We start from the raw sequence: 12,886 nt of genomic DNA, 5'->3' as shown, positions 1-12,886 counted from the left end.
TCATGCCACTTTCCGCCACTTGCGCACACTATAGGAATGCGCCCACCACACCGTCAAGGCACGGAGCGACGGAAAAGCCTTATAGAACGGAGATTTAGGAGACTAAAAGGAGGGGTAACGGGAATTTGGCGAAGGATTTGGCGCAATAACTTCAATCAGCTCAAGGAGCTGTATCGCGAAGTTAAAGTAATTTGTTAAGAGTAAGATCTTTTCGGTATTACAAAAGCGCTTCTGCTATTGATTCAAGCAGGGAGGGAAAAGGTGGAGAGTCGATCTGTAAGCCGGGTTCTGTCGAGGACAGTCATTCCTCTACGATGGCCATCACTGGACATCTTTAGCAACCTACCCGGTTCCAGCGCGGGCCACGCCTTGGAACCCTATTTGGTCTTGCTCCGAGTGGGGTTTACCTAGCCACGAACTGTTGCCAGACGTGCGGTGCGCTCTTACCGCACCTTTTCACCCTTACCGGCACCGAAGTGCTTAGGCGGTTATTTTCTGTGGCACTTTCCGTAGGCTCGCGCCTCCCAGGCATTACCTGGCACTCCGCCCTATGGAGCCCGGACTTTCCTCCCCCCTCTAATTTTCATAGAGGGCAGCGACTGTCCAATCGACTCTCCGCCGCGCAGGTTAACGGCAGAGCGGCGGAAGAACAAGTGATAAAAGCCTTTTGCCATTCCGCCGATCGCGTTTACTCGCCTTTCTGTTTATCCAGCGCCGCCTGATAGAGAACATTCTTGCGCACGCCGGTAATTTCCGCCGCCAATGCCGCAGCCCGCTTGAGCGGCATCTCCTTGAGCAGCAGATCGAGAACTCGCATTACCTCACCGCTTACGGCCTCGTCGCTCTCCGGCGCCGACCACCCCGCCACCAGCACCACGCATTCGCCGCGCTGCTGATTGCTGTCCGCCTCGACGAAAGCGCGCAACTCCGAAAGCGGCAAGCCCTTGAGGGTTTCAAAGGTCTTGGTCAGTTCCCGCGCCAGCAATGCCGGACGCTCGCCACCAAACACCAGCTCCATATCCTGCAGGCACTCGAGAATGCGGTGTGGCGCCTCATAGAAAATCAGCGTGCGCGGCTCTTCCTTTAATAGCTCAAGACGCCCGCGCCGCCCTACCGCCTTGGCCGGCAGAAACCCTTCGAAGATAAAACGATCGGAAGGCAGCCCCGCCGCCGACAAGGCCGCAATCAGAGCGCAAGCCCCAGGAACAGGAACGACATTGATTCCCGCCGCCCGCGCCTGACGCACCAAGTGGTAACCCGGATCGGAGATCAACGGCGTGCCCGCGTCGGAAATCAGCGCAACGCTGTCTCCCGCCAACAGACGGGTCAGAAAGCGGCTGCCTTCATCCCGCTCGTTATGTTCATGGCAGGCGGCCAGCGGCGTGGAAATCCCGAAGTGCTGCATCAAGCGCTGCGAGTGACGCGTGTCCTCGGCGGCGATCAACGCCACCTCACGCAAGATCTTCAAGGCCCGGGCACTGATGTCGTCCAGGTTGCCGATGGGCGTCGCCACCACATAAAGCGAGCCAGCAGCGGAATTCAAAGGACCTGGAGCAGTCAAAGCGCACACCTCTTGATCGGTAAAACCGACATTGTAGCGCGTAGATGCCTTCGGAATGCGTGCCGCAGGCACCTCGCACCTGCGACAACACCGGCCATTCTAAAGCGCTGCAACATTTGCACGACCTAAAATAGACGGTTTATTGCCAGTAAGATCGCGCCCCGGCCAGTGCTTGGGTACAATTCCACGCTAATTTGATCGAGTATCAGGAACACTTACATGATCGCTTGCCTGCGGCTGTTCTCTGCCTTATGCCTTGCTGCCCTCCTGGCAGCTTGCGCCAGCTCGCCCTCCTCCAGCCTTGGCGAACTTCCACGGACCCCGGATGCCAGCATCGAGCAACTGCTCGAACAGGCCGCCAACAGCAAAACACCCGACAAGGCAGCCCTGCTGCGCTTGAGCGCTGCCGACCTGGCCTATCGCCAGGGCAACGCCGGCCAGGCCGCGCAAATCCTGCAACAAGTGCCAATGGAGCAACTCAAGCCCGGCCAGCAGGTTTTCGCCAGCACCCTGGCGGCCGAACTGGCCATGACTCGCAACCAGCCAAAGGCGGCCCTGACTGCCCTGAGCCACCCGAGCCTGCAACGCCTGAGCGAACTGCCGGAAGAGCAGCAGATCCGCACCGGCACCATCCATGCTCGCGCACTCGAGGCCGACGGCCAGGCTCTCGCCGCAGCACGGGAGCGCATCTTCATTGCACCATTGCTCAAGGACGACGCCGCGAGCAAGAACCATGAAGCCATCTGGGCATTGATTGCCAGCTTGCCGACCGATCAACTGCAAGCCGTCAGCAACGACGACCTCGGCGGCTGGATGAGCCTGGCATTGGCAGTGAAGACTGCCGGTACCCTGGAACAACAGCAGGCCGCCATCGACAACTGGCGCGCACAGAACCCCAAGCATCCGGCCGCCATTCAACTGCCGCTGCCACTGACCAAACTCAAGGAACTGGCCAGCCAGCCGCTGTCCAAGATCGCCCTGCTGTTGCCGCAGGACGGCCCGCTGGCTGCGGTCTCCAAGGCCCTGCGCGACGGTTTCATGGCCGCACACTATCAGGCCCAGCAAGCCGGACAGAAACCACCCAACATCGAGTTCTACGACAGCTCGCGCCTGACTTCGCTGGATGACTTCTACCGCAAGGCCCAGGCTGATGGCGTGCAACTGGTCGTCGGCCCGCTGGAAAAACCGCTGGTCAAACAGCTCGCCGCACGCCCGCAACTGCCTATCACCACCCTGGCGCTGAACTACAGCGAAGGCGAGCAAGGCCCGGCGCAACTGTTCCAGTTCGGCCTGGCTGCCGAAGACGAAGCTCGCGAAGTCTCCCGTCGCGCTCGCGCCGATGGCCTGCACCGCGCCGCTGTCCTGGTGCCACGCGGCGAATGGGGCGATCGTGTGCTCAAGGCTTTCCGTCAGGACTGGGAAAGCAACGGCGGTAGCGTGGTCGGTATCGAACGCGTCGATCAGCCGGTGGCCCTGGCCCAGCAGATTGCCGACCTGTTCCAACTGCGCCAGAGCGAAGCTCGCGCCAAGAGCCTGCAGAACGCCGCCGGCACCCAGGTGGCCGCACAACCTTCGCGCCGCCAGGACATCGAGTTCATTTTCCTGGCGTCCACACCGCAACAGGCACAACAGATCAAGCCGACCCTGAACTTTCAGTACGCTGGCGATGTACCTGTCTATGCCACCTCCCACGTTTTCAGCGCCAACGGCGACCAGAACCAGTACAACGACATGAATGGCGTACGCTTCTGCGAAACGCCTTGGCTGCTGGACGCCAATGACCCGCTGCGCCGGCAGGTCGCCGCGCAGTGGCCACAAGCCGGTGGCAGCCTGGGCCGACTGTATGCGATGGGTGCCGACGCCTACCGACTGGCGCCACGCCTGGGGCAACTCAAGGCGCTGCCGGACAGCCGCATCGAAGGCCTGTCGGGCAGCCTGACCATGAGCCCGAGCCAGCGCGTTCAACGCCAGTTGCCATGGGCCGAGTTCGTCAGCGGCCAGATCACTCGCCTGCCCGACACCCAGCGTTAATGCCACAACGATCACGCCAGCAAAGCGGTCAGGATGCCGAAGCCCAAGCGCTCCGGCATCTTGAACAACAGGGGCTGCGCCTGCTGACGCAGAACTGGTTGTGCAAACGCGGCGAGCTTGATCTGGTCATGCTTGACGGCGATACAGTAGTATTCGTCGAAGTCCGCTACAGACAACACACGCAATGGGGTGGCGCACTGGGCAGTATCGACGCACGCAAGCGTCAGAAACTGATACTCGCCGCACAGTTTTTCCTGCAGCGCGAGTCGCGCTGGTCCAACCACCCTTGCCGTTTCGATGTGGTCGCCATAGACAGCGCCCCAGGCACGACAACTCATTTGAACTGGCTACGGAATGCCTTTGAAAGCTGATCGACGCTCTCGGGCCGAGCCGGACATTTTCACTCAACATTTTTGCTCTTTGCTTTGCGGGCAGCACATTCATGTGCCAGAAAGCCGCGCTACTTAAGGTCACACAGATGGACATGCAATCCCGAATTCGCCAGCTTTTTCAGGCCAGTATCGACACCAAGCAACAGGCGATGGACGTACTTGCACCGCACATCGAGCAAGCCAGCCAGGTCATGGTCAACGCCCTGCTCAACGAAGGGAAAATGCTTTCCTGCGGCAACGGCGGCTCGGCCGGCGATGCCCAGCACTTTTCTTCCGAGCTGCTCAACCGTTTCGAGCGCGAGCGCCCGAGCCTGCCAGCCATTGCGCTGACCACCGATAGCTCGACGATCACCTCGATCGCCAACGACTACAGCTACAACGAAGTCTTTTCCAAGCAGATTCGCGCTCTGGGCCAGCCCGGCGACGTCCTGCTGGCGATTTCCACCAGCGGCAACTCGGCGAACATCATTCAAGCGATCCAGGCCGCACATGATCGCGAAATGATTGTCGTAGCATTGACCGGTCGCGATGGCGGCGGCATGGCATCCCTGCTATTGCCGGAAGATGTCGAGATTCGCGTACCGGCCAACGTCACTGCACGTATCCAGGAAGTCCACCTGCTGGCGATCCACTGCCTCTGCGACTTGATCGACAGCCAACTGTTCGGGAGTGAAGAATGACCCCTAATCGCCTTGGCCTACTGGCCCTGACCCTAGCCTTGAGCATCAGCGGTTGCAGCTCGGTGATTACCGCCACCCGCGAAAGCCCGATCGAAGATGACCGCGGCACCCGCACCTTCGGCAGCAAGATCGATGACTCATTGATCCAGACCAAAGTCGAAGTGAACGTCGCCAAAGCCAGCCCGGACCTGGACCACAATTCACACATCGTGGTGACCAGCTTCAATGGCATCGTCCTGCTGGCTGGCCAGACCCCGCGGGCCGACCTCAAGACACTCGCCGAGCAGGCCGCCAGCGCCGTGCAACGAGTGAAGAAGGTCCACAACGAACTGCAGGTTCTGCCGCCTTCCTCCCTGCTGGCCCGGCAGAACGATGCCTGGCTGACCACCAAGATCAAGACCCAGATGCTGACCGACGCCAGCATTCCAGGCTCGCGCATCAAGGTCGTGACGGAGAACGGCATCGTCTACCTGATGGGCCTGCTGACCCAACAGGAAGCCACCCAGGCGACCAACCTGGTACAGGGCGTTTCCGGCGTGCAGAAAATCGTCAAACTGTTCGAGTACATCGACTGATGCAGGTGAAAGGTACAGGCACAAAAAAGGCGATCCGGATGGATCGCCTTTTTTATTACTTCACGACCTTCAGACTGGGTCGGCCGCTTGGACGCGGCGGCTCGTTATCCGGTGGCGGGATATCATCATCCGGCTCGATTTCATCGTCCTCGTCATCCACGGGCGACTCCAGATCGAACACCATACCCTGACCATTCTCCCGGGCGTAAATGCCCAGGATCGCCGGCACAGGGACGTACAAGCTATGCGGGACACCACCGAAGCGCCCCTCGAAAGTCACCACCTCGTTATCCATGTGCAGATGGCGCACGGCACTCGGCGAAATATTCAGGACGATCTGTCCGTCACTGGCGAAACCCTGAGGCACCTGCACCGCCGGGTATTCGGAATTGACCAGCATATGCGGGGTGCAATCGTTGTCCACAATCCACTCGTAGAGCGCGCGGACCAGATAAGGTCGACTGGAGTTCATAGCGGCTCCTTAAGCCTTAGCGCATGTCGCGTTCGACGCCAGACAGACTTGCCTGGAACGTCTCACGGGCGAACTGGCGCTCCATATAATCAAGCAACGGCTTGGCTTGCCGTGGCAATTCAATACCCAGAATCGGTAATCTCCAGAGTATTGGTAATAGGCAGCAATCCACCAGACTTTGTTCCTCACTGAGGAAAAACGGCTTCTCCGCGAACAGCGGCGAAACCCCGGTCAGGCTCTCACGCAGCTCTTTACGCGCCTGAGCCCGAGCCGCTTCCTTGGTCCGGGAATCCAGGATCAGGTCCACCAGCCCACACCAGTCACGCTGGATCCGATGGATCAGCAGACGGCTGTTGGCACGCGCCACAGGGTAAACCGGCAGTAGTGGCGGGTGCGGGTAACGCTCATCCAGATATTCCATCACCACGGTCGACTCCCACAACGCCAGGTCACGATCGACCAGGGTGGGCAGACTGCCGTAAGGGTTCACTTCGATCAGCTTCGGCGGCTGACGCCCCGCCTCCACACTGATGATCTCGGCGCTGACACCCTTCTCTGCGAGCACGATACGTACCCGGTGGGAATAGTGGTCGGCGGGGTCGGAGTAACAGGCCAACCGATTGGTCACGCCCATGGCGGTCCTCCTCGCTTGTTGAAATTATCGGAAGCAGAAAAACGAGCGCGCCCAGAGGGCGCCTCCCGTAACGCCTGGATGATCCAGACTCGTTACACCTTCAGAGACGCCCTTGGGCGCGCACGATTAACAGCAATGAATTACAGCTTTATCAATGAACGTCTTTCCAGTATTCGCGCTTGAGCAGATAGGCGAACACGAAGAAGAAGGCCAGATACAGTAACACATAGGTGCCGATACGTTGATGCTCCAGCTTGACCGGGTTGGCCGAGTAGGCCAGGAAGGTCACCAGGTTCTTGACCTTCTCGTTGAACTGTTCTTCGTTGAGCGCGCCGGTTTTTGGCAGCACGGTCAGCTGGTCGCAGGCTTCATGGGTCAAAGCGGTGCCGGTCAGCGGATCGTATTGCTTCTTGCCGTCTTCGACGATCTGAACCTGCTTGCAACCCACAACCTGGCGGCCTTGCAGGCCGACCAGAACGTTAGGCATGCCCACGTTCGGGAAGACCTTGTTGTTCACGCCCCATGGGCGCGCAGGGTCTTCGTAGAAGGAACGCAGGTAGCCATAGAGCCAGTCGGTACCACGCACACGAGCCACCAGGGTCAGGTCGGGCGGAGCCGCACCGAACCAGGTCTTGGCGTCAGCCGGCTGCATGCCGATGTTCATGTGATCGCCGATTTTTGCACCGGTGAACACCAGCTTGCTCATCATCAGATCGTGAGGAATCCCCAGATCGTCGGCAACGCGCTCATAGCGCTGGAACTTGGCGCTGTGGCAGCCCATGCAGTAGTTGGCGAATGTCCGCGCGCCATCCTGCATGGCGGCCTTGTCGGAGACGTCGATGTCGACTTTTTCCAGCTCGGGACCACCTTGTGCGGCCGCGAAGGACAGTACAGGCATAGCAGCAAGAATCAGTACAGCAAATAGCTTTTTCATCAGCCAGTCACCCTTTCCGGAACCGGTTTGGTCTTCTCGAGCCTGGTGTAGAACGGCATCAGAATGAAGTAGGCGAAGTACAGGAAGGTACATACCTGCGACAGCAGCGTACGACCCGGAGTCGGTGCCAGGACGCCCAGGATCCCCAGGATCACGAACGAGATGCAGAACACCACCAGCCAGATCTTGCTCAGCCAACCCTTGTAGCGCATGGATTTGACCGGGCTGCGGTCAAGCCATGGCAGCACGAACAGCACAGCGATCGCCGCACCCATCGCAATCACACCCAAGAGCTTGTCCGGAACCGCACGCAGAATCGCGTAGAACGGGGTGAAGTACCAAACCGGGGCGATATGCTCAGGCGTCTTGAACGGGTTGGCCTGTTCGAAGTTCGGCTTCTCGAGGAAATAACCACCCATTTCCGGGAAGAAGAACACGATCGAACAGAAGATGAACAGGAACACCACCACACCGACGATGTCTTTCACGGTGTAGTACGGATGGAACGCGATGCCATCCAGCGGTACGCCGTTTTCGTCTTTGTGCTTCTTGATGTCCACGCCATCCGGGTTGTTCGAACCCACTTCGTGCAGCGCCAGGATGTGCAGCACCACCAGACCAAGAATCACAATCGGCAGGGCCACAACGTGCAAGGCGAAGAAGCGGTTCAGGGTGATGCCGGAAATCAGGTAGTCACCACGAATCCACTGGGTCAGGTCGTTACCGATGACCGGGATCGCACCAAACAGCGAGATGATCACCTGGGCGCCCCAGTAGGACATTTGCCCCCAAGGCAGCAGGTAGCCCATGAAGGCCTCGGCCATCAGCGCCAGGTAGATCAGCATGCCGAACAGCCACACCAACTCACGCGGCTTCTGGTAGGAACCGTAGAGCAGGCCACGGAACATGTGCAGATAGACCACGATGAAGAACGCCGAAGCGCCGGTGGAGTGCAGCAGACGCAGGATCGAGCCGTACTCGACGTCGCGCATGATGTATTCGACGGAAGCGAAAGCTTCTTCTGCCGACGGGGTGTAGCTCATGGTCAGCCAGACACCGGTGACGATCTGGTTAACCAGAACCAGCAGAGCCAGGGAACCAAAGAAATAGAAGAAGTTGAAGTTCTTCGGGGCGTAATACTTGCTGAGATGGTCTTCCCACATTTTGGTCGCGGGGAAGCGCGCATCAACCCAATCCATGAACTTGCTCATCACGCTTTCTCCGTATCGACGCCGATGACAATAAGGTCGTCCGACTCATAGGAATGCGGGGGTACTGGCAGGTTCAAAGGCGCGGGTTGCGACTTGTAGACGCGGCCAGCCAGATCGTAGTGGGAACCGTGGCAAGGGCAGAAATAGCCGCCTACCCAATCCTTGCCCAGATCTGCAGGCGCCACTTCAGGGCGGAATGTCGGCGAGCAACCCAAGTGGGTGCAGATACCGATCAGCAGCAGAATCTCTGGCTTGATCGAACGCACTTCCGGGTCGACGTAGGTTGGTTGAACAGAGTTCTTGGAGTCGGGGTCGGAAAGTTGACCCTCGATCTTTTTGAGATTCCCCAGGATTTCCTGTGTACGGCGGACGATGAATACCGGCTGACCACGCCACTCAGCAATCATCTGCTGACCTGGGTCGATCTTGCTGATATTCACTTTCACCGGTGCCCCTGCGGCTTTCGCCTTGGCACTGGGAAACCATGACCCCACGAACGGGACCGCAGCCCCCACCGCTCCTGCAGCACCCACCACGGATGTGGCTGCTACAAGGAAGCGACGCCGGCCTGCATTCACGCCGTCATTGCTCATTCAGTCCTCTCCCATCAGCTTTGTGGCCTGTTAAATCAGGCATCTACTAAGTAAAAATCTGAACTTATAAAAATTTTGCCGAATGGTAATGAAAAGCCCCTACTCTGACAAGGTAATTACCAACTTGGCCCTGCCCCAAGCCCTGTAGTATAGGGGCTCTGCAGATGTGGCAAGTTGTCACACTGTAAAATAGTCACCCATAAAAAAACGCCCAGCTCCGCGAGGAGACTGGGCGTTCTTTTGAACGCGAAAGCGAATTAACGCTTCGAGTACTGCGGACGCTTACGCGCTTTACGCAGACCAACTTTCTTACGTTCAACTTCACGTGCGTCACGGGTTACGAAACCGGCCTTACGCAGAGCGCTGCGCAGAGTTTCGTCGTAATCCATCAGAGCGCGAGTGATGCCGTGGCGGATTGCGCCAGCTTGGCCACTCACACCACCGCCGATAACGGTGACGTAGATGTCGAACTTCTCGACAGTCTCGGTCAGTTCCAGCGGCTGACGAACTACCATGCGGGCAGTTTCGCGGCCGAAGAAGTTATCCAGGGAGCGGTTGTTGATGGAGATGTTACCAGTGCCCGGACGCAGGAAAACGCGTGCGGTTGCAGTCTTGCGACGGCCAGTGCCGTAATTTTGAGTCGCCGACATAATGAACTATTCCGTTAAATCTTCAGTTCTTGGGGCTGCTGAGCAGTATGAGGGTGTGCAGCGCCCGCATAGACTTTCAGCTTACGGTACATGTCGCGACCCAGCGGGTTCTTAGGCAGCATGCCTTTTACCGCGGTCTCGATCACGCGCTCAGGGGCCTTGGCGATCAGCTTTTCAAAGTTGATCGACTTGATGCCGCCCGGGAAACCGGAGTGGGAGTAGTACATTTTGTCAGTGGTTTTAGCGCCAGTAACACGTACTTGCTCAGCGTTGATCACGACGATGTAGTCACCGGTGTCGACGTGAGGGGTGTACTCAGGCTTGTGCTTGCCACGCAGACGGCTCGCGATTTCGGTGGCCAGACGACCCAGGGTCTGACCAGCAGCGTCGACGACAAACCAGTCGCGCTTAACTGTTTCCGGTTTAGCAGTAAAAGTTTTCATTCTTTATAGCCTCAGGGGCCGCCCTGTAAATTAGACGGCGGATCTTACTGAATAGTGCGTACTTTGACAAGTCAAAGGCAGCCGGATACAGACGCTATCGGGGGCTCGGGTCAGCGCGTCCGTTATACGGCAAGATTCTTCGGCAGGCGGCGCATCACTTCCACTGCAGAAAGAGCTGCGGAATTATGCAGATTGCGAAAAAAAATTCAACCTGCTTTTATGATTGTTTTGCCGAAGGAGCACCCGATGGACTATCGCCAGCTAGGCCGGACCGACCTGAACGTGAGCGCAATCTGCCTGGGAACCATGACCTGGGGCGAGCAAAACAGCGAGTCCGAGGCCTTCGCCCAGATCGAACGGGCCAAGGCTGCGGGGATCAATTTCATCGACACCGCCGAGATGTACCCGGTGCCGCCAAAGGCCGAAACCTATGCCACCACCGAGCGCTACATCGGTAACTGGTTCAAGGCTCGCGGCGATCGCGCCGACTGGATCCTCGCCAGCAAGATCGCCGGCCCCGGCAATACCATCGACTACATCCGCGACAAGCAGCTCAAACACAACCGCAAGCATATAGTCCAAGCCGTGGACGCCAGCCTCGAGCGCCTGCAGACCGACTGGATCGACCTCTACCAGCTACATTGGCCGGAGCGCAGCACCAACTTCTTCGGCCAGCTGGGCTACAAGCACAAGGAAGAAGACTTCACCCCGCTGGAGGAAACCCTCGAAGCCCTGGACGAACAGGTCAAGGCCGGCAAGATCCGCCACATCGGCCTGTCCAACGAAACGCCCTGGGGCACCATGAAGTTCCTGGCCCTGGCCGAGAGCCGCGGCTGGCCACGGGCGGTATCGATCCAGAACCCGTACAACCTGCTCAACCGCAGCTTTGAAGTGGGCCTGGCGGAAATCGCCATTCGCGAACAATGTGGATTGCTGGCCTATTCGCCCCTGGCGTTCGGCTTCCTCTCCGGCAAATACGAAGGCGGCGCGCGCCCGGCCAAAGGCCGCCTGAGCCTGTACAGCCGCTTCAGCCGCTACTTCAACCCGCAATCGGAAGCGGCCTGCAGCCGTTATGTCGCCCTGGCCCGCGAACACGGCCTGGACCCGGCGCAAATGGCTCTGGCATTCGTCACCCAGCAACCGTTCGTCACCAGCAACATCATCGGCGCGACCACCCTTGAGCAACTGGACAGCAACATCGCCAGTCTTGAGTTGAAGCTGTCGAATGAGGTGCTGGCCGGCATCGAGGCGATCCACAAGGACCACCCGAACCCGGCGCCGTAACCTGCCCTCCCGCCTAGAAGCGAGCTGGCCCGCCAAGCTCGCCTCTACGCAGGAGACAACGCGCTACAGGGAACGCGCGATGATCTCCTTCATGATCTCATTGGTCCCGGCATAGATCCGCTGCACTCGCGCATCCGCCCAGGCCCGGGCCACCGGGTATTCCCACATGAAGCCGTAACCGCCGTGCAGCTGCACGCACTCGTCGAGCACCTTGCATTGCAGGTCCGTGCCCCAGTACTTGGCCATGGCGGCGGTCGGTACGTCGAGCTTGCCTTGCAGGTGCAATTCCAGGCAGCGGTCGACGAATACTCGACCGATCTGGATCTCGGTGGCCATCTCCGCCAGCTTGAAGCGGGTGTTCTGGAAGTCAGCGATCGATTTGCCGAAGGCCTTGCGCTCGCGGGTGTATTCCAGGGTCCACTGCAATGCCGCCTCGGCTGACGCCAGGCCACCCACCGCCACCGTCAGGCGCTCCTGCGGCAGCTCCTGCATCAGATAGGCAAAGCCCATCCCGGCCTGCCCCAGCAGGTTTTCCTTGGGTACGCGGACGTCCTGGAAGAACAGCTCCGAAGTGTCCTGGGCCTTCATGCCGACCTTTTCCAGGCGCTTGCCCTTGGAGAAACCGGGCGTATCCGCCTCCACCAGGAACAGGCTGGTGCCCTTGGCGCCGGCCTTGGGATCGGTCTTGGCCACGACAATCACCAGATCGGCCAGATAGCCGTTGGTAATAAAAGTCTTCGAGCCGTTGATCACATAGTCGTCACCGTCCAGCACCGCGGTGGTCTTGACCCCTTGCAGGTCGGAACCGGCGCCCGGCTCGGTCATGGCAATGGCCGTGACCATCTCGCCAGATACCAGTTTCGGCAGGTACTTGTGTTTCAGCGCCTCGCTGCCGTAATGCAGGATGTAGGGCGCGACGATGTCGGAATGCAGGGAGAAGCCGATGCCGGTCAGACCGAGACGCCCCACTTCCTCGATCACCACCGCGCTATAGAGGAAGTCAGCCCCCAGCCCGCCGTACTCCTCGGGGAGATGGGAGCAGAGCATGCCCGCCTCACCGGCCTTGTTCCACAAGGCGCGGTCGATGTAGCCCTGTTTTTCCCATTGCCCATGGAACGGCACGGCCTCCTTTTCCAGGAAGGTACGCACGCTGTCACGAAAGAGTTCGTGCTCGGAGCTGAACAAGGTTCTGGGGATCATGGGGCCACCTGTCGTTATTGTTAGCCGGGATTGGCCCACAGAGCCTAAGCCCACGCGTACGACACAGGACACTGGACACATCCGACAAAAAATAAGACGATCCAGCCGTCTGGTGACCACTTTCCCCTATAAGAACAATTGAATTATGTCTAACCAAACCTCCACGCCCTTGCGGCGCGTCAGCATCCTGGCGATCGACCGCGTTTTCGCCTCCACCCTCATGCAA

Annotated in this window: 14 protein-coding genes and 1 other RNA gene; 5 read left to right on the top strand and 10 right to left on the bottom strand. The window is 59.0% G+C overall.

The features are described 5' to 3' along the window. Nucleotides 1-261: 261 nt before the first annotated feature. An RNA gene (rnpB, locus tag PVZ78_RS14690) (RNase P RNA component class A) lies at nucleotides 262-615 on the bottom strand. A gap of 73 nt (nucleotides 616-688) precedes the next feature. Next, the gene (rsmI, locus tag PVZ78_RS14685; RefSeq protein ID WP_174248226.1) at nucleotides 689-1,543 is read right to left on the bottom strand and encodes a 16S rRNA (cytidine(1402)-2'-O)-methyltransferase; all 855 of its coding nucleotides are present in this window, start codon (nucleotides 1,541-1,543) and stop codon (nucleotides 689-691) included. A 237-nt stretch (nucleotides 1,544-1,780) separates the two neighbouring features. On the opposite strand from rsmI, the gene PVZ78_RS14680 reads away from it, so the two are divergent. The 4 genes from PVZ78_RS14680 (at nucleotide 1,781) to PVZ78_RS14665 (ending at nucleotide 5,239) form a co-directional block, all read left to right on the top strand. Continuing rightward, complete coding sequence (locus tag PVZ78_RS14680) at nucleotides 1,781-3,592, top strand: penicillin-binding protein activator (protein ID WP_053269870.1); 1,812 nt, start codon at nucleotides 1,781-1,783, stop codon at nucleotides 3,590-3,592. Then, complete coding sequence (locus tag PVZ78_RS14675) at nucleotides 3,592-3,963, top strand: YraN family protein (protein WP_273828875.1); 372 nt, start codon at nucleotides 3,592-3,594, stop codon at nucleotides 3,961-3,963. The genes PVZ78_RS14680 and PVZ78_RS14675 overlap by 1 nt, the downstream gene beginning before the upstream one ends. A 107-nt stretch (nucleotides 3,964-4,070) precedes the next feature. Then, nucleotides 4,071-4,664 (top strand): phosphoheptose isomerase, encoded by a 594-nt coding sequence (locus PVZ78_RS14670; protein WP_007928463.1) that lies wholly within the window; start codon nucleotides 4,071-4,073, stop codon nucleotides 4,662-4,664. Beyond that, nucleotides 4,661-5,239 carry a BON domain-containing protein gene (locus PVZ78_RS14665; protein WP_009050725.1) on the top strand — a complete coding sequence of 193 codons (579 nt, stop codon included), beginning with the start codon at nucleotides 4,661-4,663 and terminating at the stop codon, nucleotides 5,237-5,239. The genes PVZ78_RS14670 and PVZ78_RS14665 overlap by 4 nt, the downstream gene beginning before the upstream one ends. A 55-nt stretch (nucleotides 5,240-5,294) precedes the next feature. Here the strand turns inward: PVZ78_RS14665 and PVZ78_RS14660 are convergent, their stop codons facing one another. The 7 genes from PVZ78_RS14660 to rplM all read right to left on the bottom strand — a co-directional run bounded on the left by PVZ78_RS14660 (nucleotide 5,295) and on the right by rplM (nucleotide 10,176). Then, entirely contained in the window at nucleotides 5,295-5,711 is a 417-nt protein-coding gene (locus PVZ78_RS14660; RefSeq protein WP_007928461.1) for a ClpXP protease specificity-enhancing factor, read from the bottom strand. A gap of 16 nt (nucleotides 5,712-5,727) precedes the next feature. Then, complete coding sequence (locus tag PVZ78_RS14655; RefSeq protein ID WP_007928460.1) at nucleotides 5,728-6,345, bottom strand: glutathione S-transferase N-terminal domain-containing protein; 618 nt, start codon at nucleotides 6,343-6,345, stop codon at nucleotides 5,728-5,730. Between the two features lie 151 nt (nucleotides 6,346-6,496). Then, nucleotides 6,497-7,279 carry a cytochrome c1 gene (locus tag PVZ78_RS14650; RefSeq protein ID WP_009050727.1) on the bottom strand — a complete coding sequence of 261 codons (783 nt, stop codon included), beginning with the start codon at nucleotides 7,277-7,279 and terminating at the stop codon, nucleotides 6,497-6,499. After that, nucleotides 7,279-8,490 carry a cytochrome b gene (locus PVZ78_RS14645; protein ID WP_007928456.1) on the bottom strand — a complete coding sequence of 404 codons (1,212 nt, stop codon included), beginning with the start codon at nucleotides 8,488-8,490 and terminating at the stop codon, nucleotides 7,279-7,281. The genes PVZ78_RS14650 and PVZ78_RS14645 overlap by 1 nt, the downstream gene beginning before the upstream one ends. Next, a complete protein-coding gene (petA, locus tag PVZ78_RS14640; protein ID WP_007928454.1) occupies nucleotides 8,490-9,083 on the bottom strand; it encodes a ubiquinol-cytochrome c reductase iron-sulfur subunit in 594 nt (197 codons plus the stop codon). Before petA ends, PVZ78_RS14645 begins: the two co-directional genes overlap by 1 nt. Before the next feature lie 257 nt (nucleotides 9,084-9,340). Next, the gene (rpsI, locus tag PVZ78_RS14635; protein ID WP_003228056.1) at nucleotides 9,341-9,733 is read right to left on the bottom strand and encodes a 30S ribosomal protein S9; all 393 of its coding nucleotides are present in this window, start codon (nucleotides 9,731-9,733) and stop codon (nucleotides 9,341-9,343) included. Nucleotides 9,734-9,747: 14 nt separating this feature from the next. Next, a complete protein-coding gene (rplM, locus tag PVZ78_RS14630) occupies nucleotides 9,748-10,176 on the bottom strand; it encodes a 50S ribosomal protein L13 (RefSeq protein WP_007928449.1) in 429 nt (142 codons plus the stop codon). Nucleotides 10,177-10,422: 246 nt separating this feature from the next. Here rplM and PVZ78_RS14625 point away from each other — a divergent pair, with 246 nt between their 5' ends. Further along, nucleotides 10,423-11,460 carry an NADP(H)-dependent aldo-keto reductase gene (locus tag PVZ78_RS14625; RefSeq protein ID WP_009050728.1) on the top strand — a complete coding sequence of 346 codons (1,038 nt, stop codon included), beginning with the start codon at nucleotides 10,423-10,425 and terminating at the stop codon, nucleotides 11,458-11,460. A 63-nt stretch (nucleotides 11,461-11,523) separates the two neighbouring features. On the opposite strand, the gene PVZ78_RS14620 is transcribed toward PVZ78_RS14625, so the two are convergent. Further along, the gene (locus tag PVZ78_RS14620) at nucleotides 11,524-12,660 is read right to left on the bottom strand and encodes an acyl-CoA dehydrogenase family protein (RefSeq protein WP_016703546.1); all 1,137 of its coding nucleotides are present in this window, start codon (nucleotides 12,658-12,660) and stop codon (nucleotides 11,524-11,526) included. Nucleotides 12,661-12,886: the final 226 nt, after the last annotated feature.

This window comes from Pseudomonas sp. SBT1-2 (assembly GCF_028640875.1).
GTDB classification, from domain to species: Bacteria; Pseudomonadota; Gammaproteobacteria; order Pseudomonadales; family Pseudomonadaceae; genus Aquipseudomonas; species Aquipseudomonas chlororaphis_I.
This window is presented reverse-complemented; position numbering and strand designations above follow the sequence as displayed.